This window comes from Streptomyces griseus subsp. griseus, from assembly GCF_000720255.1.
Taxonomy (GTDB): domain Bacteria; phylum Actinomycetota; class Actinomycetes; order Streptomycetales; family Streptomycetaceae; genus Streptomyces; species Streptomyces griseus_I.
In genome coordinates, this window is the sequence record NZ_JOJE01000020.1 from 236,265 (window position 1) to 254,245 (window position 17,981).

Below are 17,981 nucleotides of genomic sequence, written 5' to 3' on the forward strand. Positions count from 1 at the left end.
CGGGGAAGCGACCGGGCCCCGTACGGGGGGAGCCGACAGGACATGTGCAATCCACGCCGAGTCAGAGTCACCGCGACGCGGGAGGTCGCCGAGGCCTGGCAGGTCGAGCTGGAGCGCCGGGTCGCCCTCAGCGACACCGTCGTCAGCGAACTGGAGATCTCCTACCCCTTCGGCGGCACCCTGGGCGACCGCACCCGCGCGGTCTTCGAGGCCGCCCTCGCCCGGGATCCGCACTGGCGGGAGACGAGCGACGGCGCCCATGAACTGCCGCTCGCCGACGGCCTGGTGACATACCGGTCGGCGGACGGCACGCTCGTGGTGCGGGCCCGGCTGACGGACACCGCGCGCGCCGAGGGGGTGGCGGCCGAGACCCTGCGCGGCACGGTCACGGACGTGGCGCACGGCGAGGGCGAGGGCCGCTACTACGACGACAACTACCGCGGCAGGACCCGGCGGGCCGCCGACGCGGAGGCCCGCAGGATCGCCGAGTCGGCGGCGGAGCGCAACGCGCGGGCGCTGCTCGCCGGCGTGCGCCGCCGCGCCCAGGAGGCCTCCGCGGTCGCTGAGCGGGGTGCCGAGGACCGCGTACGGCAGGCGGCCACCGCGGACGCCGCCGCGCACTTGGAGGCCGAGCGGGCCCGGGTGCGCGAGGAACTCGACGCCCGCAACCGGGTCCGGGTGGAGCAGCTGGGGCAGGAGGCGTTGCGGGCGGTGAACGCCGTACTGGCGCTGGCGTACCGGGAGGCGCTGCTCGCCTTCGCACGGGAGCAGGGGGCCCGCGCCGTCAAGGTCGACGAGTCGGAGGACTCGATCGCCGTCGAGTTCGAGATGGGGAGCTAGCCATGCGGGTCAGAGTGCGCTTCCGCTTCAACACGGTCTCCGGCGAGGTGGAGCTCTTCCAGATCGACGACATCGGCGCGGAGGAGGCGGACGGGACGGAAGGGGCCCGCTCGCGCGGGGCGGCGCACGACGCGGAGCACGACCGGATCAGCGCGGAGATCGGCGCGGTCACCGCCCGCCGGCCCGACGTCGAGGAGGTACGGCCGGTGGTGGCCGGCGTCCCGTTCGATCCCACGCGGTGGTCGCGGATACGTCCGGTCAGCAACAGGAGCGAGGAGTCCGAACCCGACGTCGAGACGGGAGAGCTGGGCGCGCAGTGAGCAAGAGGGTCCATCTGCTGCTGCGAGCGGCCCGCGCCTACGCGGAGGCGGGCGCGCACGCCGAAGCGGCCCGCTGCTACGACACGCTCGGCTGGCGCTGGAGCGCGGCGGACGCCTACCACCGCGCGGGCGATCTGGAACACGCCGCCGAGACCTACCGCAGGGCCGGCCACCCGGAGCGTGCCGCCCGCTGCTTCCGGCTGCTCGGCCGCCCCGACCGGGCCGCCCGGTGCTGGCAGGAGACGGGCAGCCCGCTGGAGGCGGGATGGGAACTGCTGGTCGCCGACCTGACCGAGGCGGCCGCCCCGCTGCTGGCCGCCGCCGCCCGCACCCCGCCCACCGCACCCGCTCCGCTGCTGCGGCTGGCCCTCGCGCGAGCGCTGTACCGCTGGACCGTGGAAGGCGGCGGCCGGGGTCGGGCCGTGGGCACCGGAATGCTGTTGGGGCTGCTGGCGGAGGTCGAGCAGGGAATCCTCACCGTGTCCTCGCGCATCGAGCGGCTGCGGCTGCTGGAGTGGGGGGTGGAGACGGCCGACCGGATCGGCCGCTTCGACGTGTCCGCCGCGCTGTTCGGCGCCGCGCACCGGCCGCGCCAGGACCAGTCGGCCGCCCGTGCCGAGGTGCTGGCCCAGTGGCAGGAGTGGGCGGCCCTGCGGTTGGGCGGTACGGCCTGGCTGCCCCTCCCCGACACCACCGTGGCGGGGTGAGCCGTGTCCGACTTCCTGGGCCGTCCCCGGCGCCGCCCCGGTGACGACGTACGCCCCGCGCGGACCGCCGCGGCGAGTCGTGCGGACCGCTGGCGCAGCGCCGGCCGCTTCGGTTCCGCCCGCCAGACGCTGGCGGCCCTGGGTTCGCTGTACGCGGCGGGCGCGGCGGACTGGGTGTGCCACCGCGGACCCGGTGGGGCGCGGGGCGAGGCGCCGGCGTACTGGCTGCTCACCACCGCGCACGGGCCGGTGGCCGCCGATGTGATCGCGCTGCACGGCGGGGAGCCCGTGCCGGTGGACAGCCCGCGGACGCACGACCTGGGCGAGGTGCGGTCCTGGCCGGAGGTGACGGCGGTGGAGCTGTTGGCCGCCTTCCCCACCCACGGCCCGCCGACCATGGGCCACCCGCTGCTGTACGTGCTGACGGCGCCCGCCCTGCTGCGGACCGTGGTGCGCCACGCGCGGTCCGCTCAGGCCGACATCTCCCTCGTACGAGCCTCGGCGCGTCCGCTGTTCCCGCGGGTGCGGCCCGGCACGGAGGAGGAGCGGCTGCTGGTGCTGCTGAGCGCCCCGGCGGACCCGGCCCTCGACCATTCGGCCCCCGAGGCTCCGGACCGCGCGGTCCCCGGCGGTCTCGTGCACTCCCTGGTGTCGCTGCCCCGTACGTCCGTGTGCCGTCCGGCCGCCCACTGCGCGCGACTCCTCCTCGACGTACGGCACGATCCGCCGCTGGACGAGGAGTTGCTGCGGCCCGCGATCGCCGACGGGGAGTTGTGGCTGCTCGGCGACTCGGGTGAGCAGCCGCCGGTGGCGCTGCGACTGCTGGGGGCTCCGGCGCCACTGCGGGTGGAGGCCCCGCTGGACGCGCCCGCGCCTGCCGTACGGCGGGCGGCCGGCCCCGCGGCCGAGCCGCCCGGGACACGGTTGCGGGTGGTGCCGGACGCGGAGGCCGGCACGGGGGTCGACGCGGTGCTGCTCACGGATCCCGAACTTCCCCTGCTGCGCCGCTATCTGATGGGCCGTCCGTTGGCGGAGCAGGCGTTCCTCGCGCTGGGGGACGGCACGCACCTCCTCGTCGACGCGTCGGGGTGGGTGGCGTCCGTGCCCTTCGGCGTGCCGCTGCGCCGGGTGGGCCCGGGTGCCTGCTTCGTCCAGTCCGGGCACGCGCTCACCCCGCCGCTGCCGCCGGGTGCCCGGATCCGGTCGCTCGGGCTGCGGGCGGGGGTCGCCGTGGTGTGCCGGGAGGCGGGCCGGTCCGAGTTCCGGCTCGACCCGCTCGTACCGGTGTGGACGCTGTGGGCCCCCGAGGAGCCACCGGCCGTACCGCCCGCGCTGTCCCGCACGGCCCACGAACTCCTCACGCTGTTCGAGACGCTGATGGAAGATCGGGCGGGACGGACCGGCCCGGGGGACGCCACGGCGCCGCCCGGCGCGCCCGAGGCGTCCGAGGCGTTGCGGGGAGCCGAAGGGGCGGAGGAGGACCCTACGACCGCGCTCGCCCGGGCCGCCCGGTTGCGGGCCGAGGGACATCTCCCGGAGGCCGCGGAGGCGTTCCGGACGGCCGGGGATCCGCTGCAAGCGGGCCGGCTCTTCGAACAGGCGGCACTACGGCTCGGAGAGGCGGAGTGACCTCGCCCGCGCCCAGCGACGGCCGGGCGCCGCAACGCCGCTGGTTCCGGGCCGACAGCGCCCACTACGGCTCCCTCTCCCCCGACGGCACCCTCTTCCTGCGCACCGAGGGCACCACCGTGGAAGCGGTCGACGACAGCGGCCGCAGACTGTGGTCGGCCTCGCTGGACGCCTCAGGGGAGGGCGGCGGGCAGGACACCGGGACGGCGTCCGGCGTGTGGGCGCCCGACGCGAGTGAGGTTCTGGTGTTCCTCGGCGGGTGGGGGCATCTCCTGGACGCCGACACCGGCGCCGAACGATCCCGGCTCCCGGCGGTGCGCGGTACGGCGGGGCAGGCCGCCGCCGTCTCGCCGGACGGCCTGCGCACGGCCCTGCTCTCCGACCCCCGCACCGTGACCGTCCATCACCGCCGGACGCGGGCCACCGTCCACCTGCCCGTCGGGGACGAGGTCTGCGACCTGGTGTGGGACCCGGGCGGCCGGCTGCTGTGCGTGGCCACCCCGACCGCGCTCCAGCTGTGGAACCCGACCAGCCGGGACCCGTCCGCCACCCCGTGCTCCGGGCGCACCGCCCTGCACGCGGTCGCCTGGTCCCCGGACCGCAGGACCCTGGCCTTCGCGGACGCCGAGGGCGTTCACCTGGTCGACGCCCACGGCACCGCCCCCGCCATCTCCGCCAACGCCCCGTCCGTGTACGGCCTCGGCTTCAGCCGCACCGGCCGCCACCTGGCGGTCGCCGGCTCCGGCGGTGTGCTGGTCCTCGACCGGGAACTCTCCCCCGTCGCCCACATCCCGGGCTCCCCGCGCCTCCCGGCCGACTTCAGCGCCTGCGCCGCGGGGCGGCTGCTGGTGCGCACCGAGCAGGACGGTACGGCGGGCCACGCGCTGTGGGAGCTGCCCGACACCGTGGAGCCGGCGTCCGGCCGCCGCACCGACGCGGCGCTGCAGCGCTGGGTGGCCGCCATGTGCGGCTCGGTGGGGCGAAGGGTCCCGGAGCCGGGCGAGTCACCCGCGCTGCGCACCGGACCACCGCGCCCACTCGGCACCGGCCGGGACCTGCCGATGCCGGCGTTCGCCTGGGTCACCGACGGTGCCTCGGCCGGCGAGCTGCGACCTGGCCTGGTGGCACTGCGCCGACCGGCACCCGGGGAGCCGTCACGGACGACCCAGCCGAACGGGAGCACCCCCACAAGGCCGCCCCGGACCGACGAGCCGGTCTGGACCGCCGAGTTGCCCATCGCGCGTGCGGGTGGAGCGGTCGACATCGAGGCTTCGGCCGAGGCCCTGGATCCGGAACGGGCCGACTCCCCGGGGGCGGCCCTCGCCGTGGCGACGCACCGTGGGACGGCGGAGCTCACCGTGCTGGACGCGGCCACGGGTACCGTACGGGCGCGGTTGCCCGGGGGGCAGGCACCGGTGTGGTGTCCCACCGGCGGTGGCCGGCTCGTCGTGCCCGAGCCGGGACGGCAACCCGCCCACCTCTACCTGTACGAGCTGGGGGAACCGCCCTCCGCGACCACCGCGGTGAGCCGGTTCGTGCGCGGCCGGGTGGGCCGGCCCGCCTGGTCGCCCGACGGTCGGCTGCTGGCGGCGGGCACGTCGGGCGAGGTACTGCTGTGGCGGATGCCGGAGTTCGCCCTGTCCAGTCCCCGCCTGAGACTGCCGCCCAGGGCCTTCGGCACCAGGGTCGCCTGGTCCCCCGACGGCCGCAGACTCGCCGCCACCTGTGATGCCGGCAGCGGGCCGATCGTCGTCTGGGACACCTCCGACTGGCAGATCCAGCGCGAGCTGGGGGCGCCGGGCGGCATCGGCTGGGCGCCCGCGCTCGCCTGGTCGCCGGACGGTTCCCTGCTGGCGGCGCCCGGGCCGGGCAGGTCGACGTCCACCGTGCAGATCTGGGACGTGGCGGAGGCCTCGGTGGTGCTCACCCTCGAACCGCCCCGGGTCCGGGGCCAGTTGTGGTCGGTGCGCTGGTCCCCGGACGGCCGTCGGATCGCCACGACGTACGGCGGTGGCACCACGCTCGTCTGGGAGCTGCTCACCGCAGGCCGAGCGCCGTCCGCGCCGCTCCCGCTCCCCGCCCACCGGCTCGCCGAACTGGGCACCGCCGCCGTGGCCGCCGACGCCGCTGTCCCCCTGTCCACCCTCACCGAGCTGCTGACCCTGCTCGCCCCCGGCCCGGCGGACCCCTCCGGCCCGGCCGCGGGCGGTACGCCCGCCGGCCTCACGGAGCTGCTGTACGGCGCCCGGGCGGCGCGGGCGCTGCGCGCGCTGGACTGGCCACCGGCCGCGCACCCCGCGCTGGCCGCCGTCACCGCCACCCAGTTGCCGTCCGACTCCCGGTACGCGGCGCCCTCCGCCGTCCCCGCGGCGGAACTGCGCTCCGCGCTGGAACGCGGTCTCGGCGGCGCGGCCCAGGACGCACCGGAGCACGGTCACGCCGCCGGAGCCCTGGCCGCCGCGCTGGAGCGGACCCGCACCCGGTTGCTGCCCGCCCTCCGGCTGCTCGGCCCGGACGCCGTACGCCAGGACCCGGGGCTGGTGCACCGAGTGGCCCAGGGCCTGGGAAGGCAGGGCCCGGGACCGGACGGACGCCATCCGGTACCGGGGCTGCGGCTGCCTGCGTCCCCCGTGGGCGACGAGATCACCGGGCCCACCGCGGCCGGAGCCCCGGCCGGCCTGGTGCGACACGGTCCGCCGGACCGCATGGTGCCCAGCCAACTGGCCCTGCCCGACGATGTGCTGGGCCCCCTCTACACGCAGGAAGCGCTGCTCTACCGCACCCGGCGGGGCGCGGCACCGCCCGCCACCCGCAACGCCGTCCTCGTCCTGGACACGGGACCGGCGGCCCACGGTCAGGTCGGTACGTGCCTCCGGGTGTGCGCCCACGCCCTGGCCGAGGCGCTGCTGCGGGCGGGGCGCCGGGTGGAGCTGCTCCAGCTGAACGGCCTGAGCGGTCCGCTGCCGCTGGCGGGCCCTGCCGAACTGCGCGCGTTGTGGCAGCTCTCCCCGCCCGCGCCCCCGGACCCCGTCCGGGCGGCGGAACGCGCGGCCGCCGCGCTGCGCCGGCTGGAGGGCGGCACGCTCGGCACACCCCGCGCCGTGCTGCTCACCCACCCGCACCAGCGTCGGCTCGGCCTGCCCGGCCTGCTCACCGTCCGGGTCCACTACCCGGGCGTGCCCACGACAACGGACGAACGGGACTGCTGGACGCTGGCGCCCGATCCGGAACCGGAACGGCTGACCGCCGTACTGGCCTCACTGCTCGCGGAGTTGTGACGGCCGGCCGTCCACATGCGGTCCGGTCAGCAGGTCGCAGCCGGTCTCAGCCACACATCATCTGCTCGATCTCGTCCGGCCCGAGACCCTCCAGCAGCCGTTCCAGCAGCTCCGGACGGAAGGCGTCGCCGAGGATCTCCACCCCCTCCGCGGACCAGGTCAGCCGCAGCCGCACCAGCCGCCCCTCGGGGTGCCGGGCGTACTCGTCCGCGTCGATCAGGTCGGGCAACGAGTCCACCAGCCGATAGGCCGCCCCCACGGCCTGCTCCCCCGTCTCCTGCTCAGCGTTGTCGACGTCGTCCGAAGCCGTCATCGCCAGACCCCCTTGATGTGTGTCCCGCACTGCTCGCACCGCCCCGTCCCGTCCAGCCGCAGGGCGGACAGGGCCCAGATGTCCCGGTCGACCACGGCCTGCTCGCAGCCCGGGCAGTAGGTGGTACGCCCCTCGGCCCCCAGGGCCCGCTCCACGTACACGTACCGCAGCCCCGCAGCCCTGCCGATGGCCCGGGCCCGGTCGAGGCGGTCGGGGCCGGTCGGTGCATACGTGTCCATGCGGTACGTCGGGGTGAACCGCATCAGGTGCCAGGGGATGTCCGGGTCGACGGAGGCCAGGAACCCCGCGATGGCCTCCAGCTGGGCGTCCTCGGCACTGGTCCCCGGGATGAGCGGTGTGGTCGCCTCCACCCAGACGCCTTGGTCGTGCATCCGCCGCAGCGTCTCCAGTACGGGCCGCAGCGGCGCCCCGGTGAGTCTGCGGTGCGGCTCCTCCTCGGCGGCCTTGATGTCGATGTTGACGGCGGACAGCGCGGGCGCCAGGCGGTCGGTGGCCTCCGGGGTGAGGAAGCCGTTGCTCTTCCACACCAGAGGCACTCCCGCCGGTCTCGCCTCGGCGGCGAGCGCCAGGGTCAGCTCCGGGGCCAGGGAGGGCTCCGAGTACGACAGTCCCACGGACGCGGACGCCCCGGCCGCCTCCCGCACCACCGCGGGCACGTCCACCGCCTCCGACGCCGGCCCGCGGCCGGTGCCGGGCTCGCGGCCGTACTGGGACAGCCGGTGGTTGACGCAGTAGTCGCAGCGGAAAGAGCAGCCGGGCGGCGCCAGCGTCAGCACCGTGCTGCCGGGCCTGAAGTGGTAGAAGGGCTTGCGTTCGACCGCGTCCCGGTGCCGCACCGTCGTCGCGAGGGTGAGGGTCTGCACGGAGCCGCCCCGCCGTCGCCGTACCTTGCAGGCCCCGGTCTCGCCGTCCCGCAGCCGGCACCGGAACGGGCACAACACACACCTGACACCGTCGTCCGTGGTCCGGGTGAAGGCGCTGTCGGCGCTCTGCCAGGTCCCCGCCACCGCGCCACCCCCGTCGTTCCGGCCAGGGTAGTGGCGGGAGTGTACGGCTGTCAGGACAATCTCCGGGGTACGCTCGCGGCATGGGTGGGATAATCAGCGCGGTCAGCAGCAACGGTACGTACTCGTTCACCAAGCCCAACCGCGAGAGCATCACGCTGCTCGCCGGCCTCGGGGTGGAGGGGGACGCGCACGCGGGGGTGACGGTCAAGCACCGGTCCCGGGTGCGGCGGGACCCCTCACAGCCGAACCTGCGGCAGGTGCACCTCATCCACGAGGAGCTGTTCGCCGAGGTGGGCGCGGCCGGGTTCGAGGTGACGGCCGGGCAGCTCGGGGAGAACGTCACCACGCGCGGCATCGACCTGCTGGGGCTGCCCGCGGGGACCCTGCTGCACCTCGGGGACGAGGCGGTCGTCGAGGTGACCGGGCTGCGGAACCCGTGCCTCCAGATCGACGACTTCCGCAAGGGGCTGCTCAAGCAGGTCGTCGGGCGGGACGAGGACGGGACGGCCCGGTTCAAGGCCGGGATCATGAGCGTCGTCGTCCACGGCGGCGTGGTGCGGCCCGGGGACCCGGTGAAGGCCGAGCTGCCGGAGGGGCCGCACCGGCCCCTGGAGATCGTCTGAGCCCACCGGGCCCGAGGCCGTCACGCTGCCGTTTCTACGCGCGCCACTCCGGCTTGCGCTCCGGGGACGCCTCCGCCAGGGCCTTCGTCACCTCGGCCACATTGCCGCGCAGGCCGTAGACCGGGGTGTCGGGCTGCTGGCGCCAGGAGTCGTCGAGGCCGCCCGCGTCGACCGTGTCGAAGCCCAGCTCGTCGATCAGGGACCGTACGACCGCCTTCGCCGCCTCGTCGTCGCCGGCCACCGGCAGCGCGATGCGGTCGGGGGCGCCGGCCGGGCGCGGGCGCTCCAGGATGTCCTGGGCGTAGGTGCCGTTGAACGCCTTGATCACGGGGCGGCCGACGGCGCGTTCCGTCCAGCGGCTCTCGGTGAGGCCCTCGACCTCGATCGCGAGGATCTTCCCGTCCCGCTGCTTCGGGTAGTAGTTGCCGGTGTCGATGACGGCGACGCCCTCGGCCGCCCCGTCCAGCAGGCCGGTGGGCAGGTTCTCGAGCGCCTTCTCGGGGACGGCGATCACGACGACCTCCGCACCGCGCGCCGCCTCCTCGATCCGGACGGGGGTCGCGCCCGTCTCCTCGGCCAGTTCCTTGAGCGTGTGCGGGCCGCGGGAATTGGCCACGGAGACGTCGTGCCCGAGGGCGGTGAGCCGCCGGGTGAGGTTCCCTCCGATGTTGCCCGCACCGATGATGCCGATCTTCATGTCCTGCCTCGCCTTTCCGGGGTCGGTGGTGCCGAGTACGGCTGCCAGGGCCGAGTAACCGTCATCCGGGGCCGGCTATGCCAAATCGGGGGCAATCTTCTGCGGGGCGCTCGTCCCACGGTCCTGGTCCGGCTCGGCAGTGCGTTCGACCAGCGGGCCGGGGCGACCCGGGCCCAGCGGCATCGGCGCACCAACTTCTCCGCGAACCAACAACCTTGACAGACATTCTCACTTGCTCGACGACCTGCGCTGTGGTTAGCGTTCCGGCATGACGCTCTGCGGTCTCCTTCTTCTCGGCTGCCGCGGCGGGGCCTGACGCGACCGGCACCCCGCCGCGGGTCGCCGTGCTGCCGGTCAAGCGTCCGACCGAGCCGAAGGCAGCGACCGCCGATGAAGGCCCCAGCACGACCCGCGCCGCAGACCCTCTGGAATCCGCAGCGCCCCAGCCCCATGCCCCACCACCGCTACCGCCCCTTCCACGAGCGCGTGCAGGTGCCCGTGGCCGACCGCGACTGGCCCACCGCCCGTATCGAGCGTGCCCCACTGTGGGTCCCCGTGGACCTGCGCGACGGCAACCAGGCCCTCGCCGAGCCGATGGACACGCCCCGCAAGCGCCGCTTCTTCGACCTGCTGACCGGCATGGGCTTCAAGGAGATCGAGGTCGGCTACCCCTCCGCGAGCCGCACGGACTTCGACTTCGTACGGCACCTGGTGACCGGCGGAGCCGTCCCGGACGACGTCACGCCGGTCGTGTTCACCCCGGCCCGGCGGGAGCTGATCGACCGCACCTTCGAGGCGGTCGAGGGGCTGCCGAGGGCGGTGGTCCACCTGTACATCGCGACCTCGCCGGTGTGGCGGGACGTCGTCCTGGGCCGGGACCGGGGGGAGGTGTGGCGGACGGTGCGTGAGGCGGCCACGCACATGGCGCGCCTCGCGGGCGACGCGCCGGGCATCCGCTTCCAGTTCTCGCCGGAGACCTTCAACCTCACCGAGCCGGACTTCGTCCTCGAACTGTGCGACGGCTTGACGGAGCTGTGGGACGCGAGCCCCGACCGTCCGGTCACCCACAACCTGCCGGCGACCGTCGAGATCGCGACGCCGAACGTCTACGCCGACCAGATCGAGTACCTGCACCGCAACCTGGCCCGCCGCGACTCGGTGATCCTCTCCGTCCACCCGCACAACGACCGCGGCACCGGAGTCGCCTGCGCCGAACTCGCCGTACTGGCCGGGGCCCAGCGTGTGGAGGGCTGCCTGTTCGGCAACGGGGAGCGCACGGGCAACGTCGACCTGGTGACGCTGGCCCTCAACCTCTTCGCGCAGGGCGTCGACCCGATGGTCGACTTCGGCGACATCGACGCGGTGCGGGAGACGGTGGAGCACTGCAACCGGCTGCCGGTGCACCCACGGCACCCGTACGCCGGCGAGCTGGTCCACACGGCCTTCTCGGGCACCCACCAGGACGCGATCAGCAAGGGCCTGACGCATCACGCCGAGCGGGCCGCCGCGTTGGGGTTGGCGCCCGGACAGGCGCCGTGGGAGGTGCCGTACCTGCCGATCGATCCGGCCGACGTGGGCCGGTCCTACGAAGCGGTGATCCGGGTCAACTCGCAGTCCGGCAAGGGCGGTGTGGCGTACCTGCTGCGCACGCACCACGGCCTGGACCTGCCCGGGCGGATGCGGCCGGACTTCTCGCGGGTCGTGCAGGAGGCCACGGACGGCAGCGGGCGCGAGGCGACACCGAAGGAGCTGTACGAGCTGTTCCGGGCCGCCTACCTGGCGGAGGGCGAGGTGCAGCTGCACGCCTGGTCCGCCCACCGGGAGGCGCCGGGGGTCCACCGTTTCGTCTGCACCCTCCAGATCGGCGACCGCACCGGCGACCACGAGGGCACCGGCAACGGCCCCCTCACCGCCTTCGTCGACGCGCTGGCCGGCGCCGGCTTCACCGTGGACGTCCTGGACTTCGCCGAGCACGACCACGAGCACGAGCACCCGGTCGCCGGGGACTCGGTCGCCTACGCCGAGTGCCGGGTGAACGGCACCACCGCCTGGGGCGCCGCCGAGGATTCCACGGCCCTCGCCGCATCCGTCCGTGCGGTCCTGTCCGCGGTGAACCGGGCCGTGCGATGACCGAGGTCCTGCGCGCCGAGGACGTCCACCTGGTGCGGGAGGGCCGGCCGATCCTGAGGGAGGTGTCGCTGACCGTCCGGCCCGGCGAGCACTGGGCGCTCCTCGGGGCCAACGGTGCCGGGAAGTCGAGCCTGCTCGGCCTGCTGGGCGCCCTGATCCACCCGACGCGCGGCACCGTGGACGTCCTCGGCCGCAGGCTGGGCCGGGTCGATGTGCGCGAGCTCAGGTCGTACGTGGGTCATGTCGATCCGCGTCACCCGCTCGGCGAACCGCTGCGCGTCCGTGACGTGGTCCTGACCGGGTTGACCAACTCCATCGCGATGCTGCCGCGTTGGCGGCCGACACCGCAGCAGCGGGACCGGGCCGACCACCTGATCGACACGCTGGGGCTCGCCGGTCACCGGGAGGCGCGCTGGCCGACGCTCTCGCACGGACAGCGCGGCCGGGCCCTGATCGCCCGCGCCCTGATGCCGCAGCCGCGACTCCTGCTGCTCGACGAACCGGCGACGGGCCTGGACCTGCCGGGCCGGGAGCGGCTGATCGAGGCGCTGGGCGCACTGCGCGAGGCGCATCCGCGGCTGGCGACCGTCCTGGTCACCCACCACCTGGAGGAACTCCCACCGCACACCGGTCACGCCCTGCTGCTGCGCGAGGGCCGCACTCTCGCCCGGGGTCCTGCGGCCGAGGTTCTCACCGGTGACCTGGTCGGCGCGTGCTTCGGCCTGCCGCTGGCGCTGGAGCGGCACGGCGGACGGTGGAGCGTGCGGACCGAGCGCCGGGCGGACACCGTCCGGGCATGACGAAGGGGGGCGCCCCTGGCGGGCGCCCCCCTCGCGTCGCGTGTCACTTGTTCAGGTAGGCCCAGAACTCGTCGAACGACAGGAGCTTGTCGCCGTTCAGGTCGCGGGTCTTGATGATCGCTTCGGCGACCGTCTCGGTGACGTTCCAGTCACCTGCCTGGGCCAGGGCGGTCTTGAACTCGGCCGCGGTGATGAAGCCGTCACCGTCCGTATCGATCCGCTCGAACTGCTTGCGTGCCTCGTCGATGTCCGCCACCGATCCGCCCCTTTTGCTCGTGTTTGTGCGACTTGCTGTCGTACTGACGCAGGCCAGATTAACCGCCCGCCCGAGCCCGCAGCGCAGCGACCACCCAGGAGAACTCCCGCTCGTAGGCGGGCTGGGGTTCGAGCCCCCGCACGACGGCCGCCAGCTCCCGGTACCGGGCGAGCTGTACGGTCGTGGCCGCCTCCATCCGTTCCAGTACGGCAGCGGGATCCGCGTCGCCGAGCACCCCGCGCAGGACGTCGCCCGCCTCCGGCGCCTCGGGGACGACTCCGTCGCGCAGCGCCTCGCCGGCCAGCTGGACCAGGCGGCTCATGAACCACAGGGAGGTGCCCGGCGGGACGTCCGGTCCCCGGTCCGCCGCGTTGAACTCGACCGCCCGGCGCATGGTCGCCCGGAACTGCGGGTCCTGGATCAGCTCGGCGAGCTCCACCCAGGCGTCCACCTGCTCGGGTGCGGGGTCGTCGGGCAGGTCGGCCGGGGCGAACCGCAGACGGCGGCGGATGTCGGGGTCGGCCGTGTCGAGCCCCTCGAAGACCTCCGCCATGAAGTCCTCGACGATCCGGCTCCGCTCGGCCGCCGAAAGTCGTGCCAGCTTGTTCATCAACGTCGTCTCCTCCGCGGTCGAACCGCGTCGCGCCACGGACGACAGCACCGCACGGGTCACCTTCAGCGCTCTGATCTGCGCGTCCAGCGCCGCCACGTGCGCCGCCGCCACCTCCGCGACCGTGCGCTCGCCCGCCAGCACCCGGCGCACGGCGCCCAGGCCGAGGCCCAGCTCCCGCAGGGTGCGGATCAGCTCCAGGCGGGCCACGGAGCCGGCGTCGTACAGGCGGTAGCCGCCCGCCGAGCGGGCCACCGGGGTCAGGACGCCCTCGTCGGACCAGTAGCGGATGGTGCGCACGGTCAGTCCGGTGGCCCGCGCCAGCTCGCCGATGGTGAGAAGTCCGGTGCCGTCGTCGATCATGTGTGTGAGTCTGGGCCTTCCAGTGGGTGGAGACTCAAGCGGAGACGCGGGGAGCTTTGCGATGGAGACCTTGCGGGACATTCTCGACGCGGCCGCCCGCGGGGCCCTCCCGCCCGCGGACGGCGCCGTCACCGTCGTACCGCAGGCCTGTCACCGGGACGCGGGGGTCCTCGCCTTCACCGCGCACTCCGTCGTGTTCACGGACGAGGACCCGGCATGGGTGTACGAGACGCTGCGCGCGACGGACTGCGACGCGTTGGCGGCGCCCATGCACCCGCGGTTCCTGGCGGCGTTCCTGGAGCGGACGGACCGTACGTCCGAGACCGTCGACGCGATGCTCGTCGGCTCGCCACTGCCGGGTGGACCGCCGCTCGCGCTGGAGGAGATCGAGGACGCCGGTCATTCCCGTGCCGGTTACGCCCGCCGGCGGCGCGACGACGTGCGCGCCTGGACGACGGACGGCGGTGTGCTGGTGATGGGCCGCGGGATCGGCGGCCGCCTGGAGGTCTCGGTGGAGGTGGACGAGGAGGTACGGCAGCGGGGGCTGGGGCGGCTGCTCGTGACGGCGGCCCGGCATCTCGTCACGGAGCCGCTGTGGGCGCAGATCGCCCCGGGGAACGCCCGCAGCACGCGGGCGTTCCTGGCGGCCGGTTACCGTCCGGTGGGGGCGGAGGCGCTGCTCAGCGCCAGGCACGATTCCGGTCGGGTGACGGCGGGCCGCGCACCGTCACCCGTCCGGCGGCGTGTCGACTGACCGCGGGTCAGCGGAAGATGCCGGTGTGGCCGAGCGAGTAGCGGCCCGGCTGCGGGTAGACGGCGAGGCCGTGCGGGCCGCTGCCGACGGGGATGCGGGCGAGCTGGGTGCCGGTGCGGGTGTCGATGGCGTACACCTCGGCGTTGTAACGGCCCGACAGCCACAGGACCTTGCCGTCGGCCGAGACGCCGCCCATGTCGGGGCTGCCGCCGTGGGGCAGGTGCCACTTCTTGGTCAGCTTGTTCTGGGTGAAGTCGAAGACGGAGACGGTGCCCTCGCCGCGGTTGGAGACGAACATCTCGTGGGAGTCGCGGCTGACGTACAGCCCGTGGGCGCCCTTGCCGGTGGGCAGGAGGGTCGGCTTGTCGAAGGTGTCGCCGTGGAGCACCCACATGCCGTGGGCCATCATGTCGGCGACGTAGAACCGCTTGCCGTCGGGCGAGACCTTCACGTCCTGCGGCATGGCGCCGTCGAAGGGGAGTTTCTGCTGGCCGACGACCTTCATTTTCGCGGTGTCGACCTTGAGCAGCTCGCCGCTGAACTCGCAGGAGACGATGAAGTAGCGCCCGTCGAGGGAGAAGTCGGCGTGGTTGACGCCGTAGCAGGAGACCGGGACGGTCTTCTTGCGCTCCATGGTGTGCGGGTCGCGGAAGACCAGCTCGCGGTCGAGGGAGGCCATGACGACGGCGTACCTGCCGTCGGGCGTGAAGTAGAGGTTGTACGGGTCGTGCACCTCGACCGCCTTGCCCGCCTTCCCCGTCTTCGGGTCGATGGGGGTGAGGGTGTGGCCGCGGTTGTTGTTGACCCACAGGGTCTTCAGGTCCCAGGACGGCACGACGTGCTGGGGCTGACGGCCGACGTGGAGGGTGTCGATGATCTCGTACGTCTTCGGGTCGATGACGGTGACCGTGTCGGACTCGGTGTTGGGGACGTAGATCCGGGACGGGAAGTCCTTGACCACCGGGGAGAGCCGGTTCGGGCGGTCGGCCGCGTAGACGTCCTCGGGGTCGAGGACGGGCGGCATGCCGGGCAGACCCTCGATCTGCTTCTTCCGGGGCGGTGCCGGCACGGCCGCCTTGGTGGAAGGGGCGTGTTGCGGCCGGTCCCTGGACTCGGTGGAGCAGGCGGCGAGGGCGAGGAGGACGGCACCGGCGAGGAGGGTGCGGTTGACGAGGTGGCGGTGCATCAGCTCAGCAGCTCCGTGGTGGTCACCGCGCGCAGTCCGCGGCGGTGGAGTTCTTCCAGTACGGCGGGGAGTGCGGCGACCGTGTCCGCGTACCCGAGGTGCAGGCTCACCACGGACCCGTTGCGGATCTCGCCGAGGACCTTGCGGGCGACGGCGGGGGCGCCGGGGGCGGTGAAGTCGAGGGAGTCGACGTCGTAGGACAGGACGTGGGGGTAGCCCGCGGCGCGGGCCAGCCGCTCCACCCGCGGGGAGGCGCGGGCGGCGCGGGAGGGACGGAACCAGGTGCCGATGGAGCCGGTGAGCCGCCGCAGCCGCTGGGCGCATTCGGTGATCTCCCGCTCGGCCTCCGTCTCGGACATAGCGTTGACGTCGAGGTGGCGCTGGGTGTGGTTGCCGAGGTCGTGTCCGCCGTCGAGGATCCGGCGGGCGAGCCCGGGGTGTTCGTCCAGCCAGCTGCCGACGGCCAGGACGGTCAGCCGGGCGCCGTGCGCCTCGGCGACGGTGAGGAGGGCGTCGGCCAGCGCGGGGTCGCCCTGTCCGTGGCAGGTGAGGGCGACCCGGGGGCGGTCGCGGGGGCCGTGTGTGATCTGGGCTGCTACCTGGGGAAACAGGCGGGGGGTGGGGGCTGGGGTGCGGTCGCCGGTAGGTGGGGCGGCCGTCCCGGCCGGGGGCGGGTGGGCGCCGGCGCCGTGCGGGGCGCACCCCGCGGCGAGCGCGCCCGCGGCGGCGAGGCCGGCTCCCGCGCGAAGCGCCGTACGGCGGTCGGTCGTGGTCACCCGCACCATTTAAGGGGGGCTCCGCCGGGATTGCGGCCATTGATCCGATCGGCGGCCCGTCGGCCGGCCACCGCTCACCCCACCGCCGGAGCCGGCGGTGTCAGCGATCCGCGACCCGCATCTCGAACCACGTCGTCTTGCCCCGCGGCAGCAGGTCGACGCCCCACCGGTCGGACAGCTTGTCGACGAGGAAGAGCCCCCGCCCGCTGATGTCGAGCTCCTGGACCGGCATCAGACACGGTAACCCCCGCGAGGGGTCACGGACCTCGACCCTGATCCAGCCGCGACGGCGGCGCATCCGGAGACCGAAGGCACGGGCGCCGGTGTGGCGGACGGCGTTGCCGACGAGCTCGGAGACGAGTAACACCGCGTCCTCCGTCATCTTCGGGGTCAGGCCCCAGTGGCGCAGGACGACCACCTGGGCGAGCCGGCGGGCCGTGGCCGCCGACTCGGGACGGGACGGCAGCGAGACCTCCGTCTCCGCGGGGTTGCCGAACAACTCGATTGCCTTGAGCGCCCGTTCGTCCTCCACCGCCGGCGACCAGCGCGCCGCGGCCACACGCCCGTGCCCCCGCGGCTGTTCGACACCCTCCAGCCCCGCCATGCCACCATCATGGCCGTCGCGCGTACCCTCCGGGGCCGTTCCGACGGAATACGCCCCCTGGAAGCCACCGCTCCACGCGCTGCTCCCGGCATGTGCCGACGGCATTTCGGGACCGGATAAATCCCCGCCGACCTGCGACGACGACTCCGCTGGAGGCAATCGTCGAACTCCCTCGACAAGGCGGACTCAAGGCCGGCTTGAGGTTCCCGTAAACCGCCCCATCGAGGGACCCGGATCAGACACGCCGTCAATTGCAAGTGGATCGGCGGATTTTCAGAAACTCACAGGAACTTGGCCTTGCCCGGGCCCTCCTCCACGAAACTGCGCATTCCGCGCTCGCGGTCCTCGGTGGCGAACAGGCCCGCGAACCAGTTCCGTTCGACCGCGAGACCCGTCTCGATGTCGGTCTCCAGGCCCGTGTCGATGGCCTCCTTCGCCGCGCGCAGCGCGATGGCCGGGCCCTGCGCCAGCTTCGCCGCCCACGCGTGTGCCTGTTCGTAGACCTCGGCGGCCGGGACCACCCGGTCCACCAGGCCCAGGGTCAGCGCCTCGTCGGCCTTGACCATCCGGCCGGTGAAGATCAGGTCCTTGGCCTTGGAGGGGCCGATCAGGCGGGACAGGCGCTGGGTGCCGCCGGCGCCGGGGATCAGTCCGAGCAGGATCTCCGGCTGGCCGAGCTTGGCGTTGTCGGCGGCGATGCGGAAGTCGGCGCAGAGGGCGAGTTCGCAGCCGCCGCCCAGCGCGTAACCCGTGACGGCCGCGACCACCGGCTTGGGGATGCGGGCCACGGCCGTGAAGGAGTCCTGCAGGGCCCGGGCGCGGACGATCATCGCCGCGTGGTCCATGGCCTGCATCTCCTTGATGTCCGCGCCCGCCGCGAACACCTTCTCGCCGCCGTAGACCACCACGGCGCGCACGTCGTCGCGGCGCGTGGCCTCCTCGGCGAGCTCCTTGAGGCGGTCCTGGGTGGCGATGTCCAGCGCGTTCATGGGCGGACGGTCGAGACGGAGCGTGCCGACGCCTTCGGCGACTTCGAGATTCACGGTCATGAGGGCAGGTTAACCGTG

18 protein-coding genes are annotated in these 17,981 nt (G+C 74.1%); 9 read left to right on the forward strand and 9 right to left on the reverse strand.

The window, feature by feature from the left end:
* The first annotated feature begins 42 nt into the window (after positions 1-42).
* The 5 genes from IG99_RS26455 to IG99_RS48880 are packed head-to-tail and all read left to right on the forward strand — an operon-like array spanning position 43 to position 6,774.
* The gene (locus tag IG99_RS26455; protein ID WP_037677797.1) at positions 43-840 is read left to right on the forward strand and encodes a hypothetical protein; all 798 of its coding nucleotides are present in this window, start codon (positions 43-45) and stop codon (positions 838-840) included.
* Between the two features lie 2 nt (positions 841-842).
* Complete coding sequence (locus IG99_RS26460; protein ID WP_037677799.1) at positions 843-1,160, forward strand: hypothetical protein; 318 nt, start codon at positions 843-845, stop codon at positions 1,158-1,160.
* A complete protein-coding gene (locus IG99_RS26465; protein WP_037677801.1) occupies positions 1,157-1,867 on the forward strand; it encodes a hypothetical protein in 711 nt (236 codons plus the stop codon). Before IG99_RS26460 ends, IG99_RS26465 begins: the two co-directional genes overlap by 4 nt.
* A gap of 3 nt (positions 1,868-1,870) precedes the next feature.
* A complete protein-coding gene (locus IG99_RS26470; RefSeq protein ID WP_037677803.1) occupies positions 1,871-3,496 on the forward strand; it encodes a hypothetical protein in 1,626 nt (541 codons plus the stop codon).
* Positions 3,493-6,774 carry a WD40 repeat domain-containing protein gene (locus IG99_RS48880; protein WP_037677805.1) on the forward strand — a complete coding sequence of 1,094 codons (3,282 nt, stop codon included), beginning with the start codon at positions 3,493-3,495 and terminating at the stop codon, positions 6,772-6,774. The genes IG99_RS26470 and IG99_RS48880 overlap by 4 nt, the downstream gene beginning before the upstream one ends.
* 46 nt (positions 6,775-6,820) lie before the next feature.
* Here the strand turns inward: IG99_RS48880 and IG99_RS26480 are convergent, their stop codons facing one another.
* Positions 6,821-7,087 carry a radical SAM-modified peptide, FtsH ternary system-associated gene (locus IG99_RS26480; protein ID WP_199815600.1) on the reverse strand — a complete coding sequence of 89 codons (267 nt, stop codon included), beginning with the start codon at positions 7,085-7,087 and terminating at the stop codon, positions 6,821-6,823.
* The gene (amrS, locus tag IG99_RS26485) at positions 7,084-8,115 is read right to left on the reverse strand and encodes an AmmeMemoRadiSam system radical SAM enzyme (protein ID WP_037677808.1); all 1,032 of its coding nucleotides are present in this window, start codon (positions 8,113-8,115) and stop codon (positions 7,084-7,086) included. The genes IG99_RS26480 and amrS overlap by 4 nt, the downstream gene beginning before the upstream one ends.
* A gap of 80 nt (positions 8,116-8,195) precedes the next feature.
* Here amrS and IG99_RS26490 point away from each other — a divergent pair, with 80 nt between their 5' ends.
* Positions 8,196-8,738: an MOSC domain-containing protein gene (locus IG99_RS26490; protein WP_037677810.1), complete on the forward strand. Its 543-nt coding sequence runs from the start codon at positions 8,196-8,198 to the stop codon at positions 8,736-8,738.
* A gap of 34 nt (positions 8,739-8,772) precedes the next feature.
* Here the strand turns inward: IG99_RS26490 and IG99_RS26495 are convergent, their stop codons facing one another.
* Positions 8,773-9,483 (reverse strand): NADPH-dependent F420 reductase, encoded by a 711-nt coding sequence (locus tag IG99_RS26495; protein WP_267882562.1) that lies wholly within the window; start codon positions 9,481-9,483, stop codon positions 8,773-8,775.
* Positions 9,484-9,825: 342 nt separating this feature from the next.
* Here IG99_RS26495 and leuA point away from each other — a divergent pair, with 342 nt between their 5' ends.
* A complete protein-coding gene (gene leuA, locus IG99_RS26500; RefSeq protein WP_037677814.1) occupies positions 9,826-11,565 on the forward strand; it encodes a 2-isopropylmalate synthase in 1,740 nt (579 codons plus the stop codon).
* Positions 11,562-12,365: an ABC transporter ATP-binding protein gene (locus IG99_RS26505; RefSeq protein ID WP_037677816.1), complete on the forward strand. Its 804-nt coding sequence runs from the start codon at positions 11,562-11,564 to the stop codon at positions 12,363-12,365. The genes leuA and IG99_RS26505 overlap by 4 nt, the downstream gene beginning before the upstream one ends.
* Positions 12,366-12,408: 43 nt before the next feature.
* Here the strand turns inward: IG99_RS26505 and IG99_RS26510 are convergent, their stop codons facing one another.
* Both IG99_RS26510 and IG99_RS26515 read right to left on the reverse strand, forming a co-directional pair.
* Positions 12,409-12,621: an EF-hand domain-containing protein gene (locus tag IG99_RS26510; RefSeq protein WP_037677818.1), complete on the reverse strand. Its 213-nt coding sequence runs from the start codon at positions 12,619-12,621 to the stop codon at positions 12,409-12,411.
* Between the two features lie 58 nt (positions 12,622-12,679).
* Positions 12,680-13,594, reverse strand: a complete 915-nt coding sequence (locus IG99_RS26515) for a MerR family transcriptional regulator (protein WP_037677819.1) — start codon at positions 13,592-13,594, stop codon at positions 12,680-12,682.
* 61 nt (positions 13,595-13,655) lie between these two features.
* On the opposite strand from IG99_RS26515, the gene IG99_RS26520 reads away from it, so the two are divergent.
* Complete coding sequence (locus tag IG99_RS26520) at positions 13,656-14,348, forward strand: hypothetical protein (RefSeq protein ID WP_051865901.1); 693 nt, start codon at positions 13,656-13,658, stop codon at positions 14,346-14,348.
* 7 nt (positions 14,349-14,355) lie between these two features.
* On the opposite strand, the gene IG99_RS26525 is transcribed toward IG99_RS26520, so the two are convergent.
* The 4 genes from IG99_RS26525 to IG99_RS26540 form a co-directional block, all read right to left on the reverse strand.
* Positions 14,356-15,534, reverse strand: a complete 1,179-nt coding sequence (locus IG99_RS26525; RefSeq protein ID WP_037677820.1) for a YncE family protein — start codon at positions 15,532-15,534, stop codon at positions 14,356-14,358.
* Complete coding sequence (locus IG99_RS26530) at positions 15,534-16,319, reverse strand: polysaccharide deacetylase family protein (protein WP_037677821.1); 786 nt, start codon at positions 16,317-16,319, stop codon at positions 15,534-15,536. Before IG99_RS26530 ends, IG99_RS26525 begins: the two co-directional genes overlap by 1 nt.
* Positions 16,320-16,410: 91 nt before the next feature.
* Positions 16,411-16,914, reverse strand: a complete 504-nt coding sequence (locus IG99_RS26535; RefSeq protein ID WP_037677822.1) for an ATP-binding protein — start codon at positions 16,912-16,914, stop codon at positions 16,411-16,413.
* 281 nt (positions 16,915-17,195) lie between these two features.
* Positions 17,196-17,963, reverse strand: a complete 768-nt coding sequence (locus IG99_RS26540) for an enoyl-CoA hydratase/isomerase family protein (protein ID WP_037677823.1) — start codon at positions 17,961-17,963, stop codon at positions 17,196-17,198.
* Positions 17,964-17,981 lie beyond the last annotated feature (18 nt).

Bases quoted from the DNA above. Each gene is read 5' to 3' on its own strand.
- IG99_RS26490 (WP_037677810.1), top strand. From the start codon at position 8,196: ATGGGTGGGATAATCAGCGCGGTCAGCAGCAACGGTACGTACTCGTTC.
- IG99_RS26540 (WP_037677823.1), bottom strand. From the start codon at position 17,963: ATGACCGTGAATCTCGAAGTCGCCGAAGGCGTCGGCACGCTCCGTCTC.
- IG99_RS26520 (WP_051865901.1), top strand. From the start codon at position 13,656: ATGGAGACCTTGCGGGACATTCTCGACGCGGCCGCCCGCGGGGCCCTC.
- leuA (WP_037677814.1), top strand. From the start codon at position 9,826: ATGAAGGCCCCAGCACGACCCGCGCCGCAGACCCTCTGGAATCCGCAG.
- IG99_RS26525 (WP_037677820.1), bottom strand. From the start codon at position 15,534: ATGCACCGCCACCTCGTCAACCGCACCCTCCTCGCCGGTGCCGTCCTC.
- IG99_RS26530 (WP_037677821.1), bottom strand. From the start codon at position 16,319: ATGGTGCGGGTGACCACGACCGACCGCCGTACGGCGCTTCGCGCGGGA.
- IG99_RS26505 (WP_037677816.1), top strand. From the start codon at position 11,562: ATGACCGAGGTCCTGCGCGCCGAGGACGTCCACCTGGTGCGGGAGGGC.
- IG99_RS26535 (WP_037677822.1), bottom strand. From the start codon at position 16,914: ATGGCGGGGCTGGAGGGTGTCGAACAGCCGCGGGGGCACGGGCGTGTG.
- IG99_RS26480 (WP_199815600.1), bottom strand. From the start codon at position 7,087: ATGACGGCTTCGGACGACGTCGACAACGCTGAGCAGGAGACGGGGGAG.
- IG99_RS26460 (WP_037677799.1), top strand. From the start codon at position 843: ATGCGGGTCAGAGTGCGCTTCCGCTTCAACACGGTCTCCGGCGAGGTG.
- IG99_RS26455 (WP_037677797.1), top strand. From the start codon at position 43: ATGTGCAATCCACGCCGAGTCAGAGTCACCGCGACGCGGGAGGTCGCC.
- IG99_RS26515 (WP_037677819.1), bottom strand. From the start codon at position 13,594: ATGATCGACGACGGCACCGGACTTCTCACCATCGGCGAGCTGGCGCGG.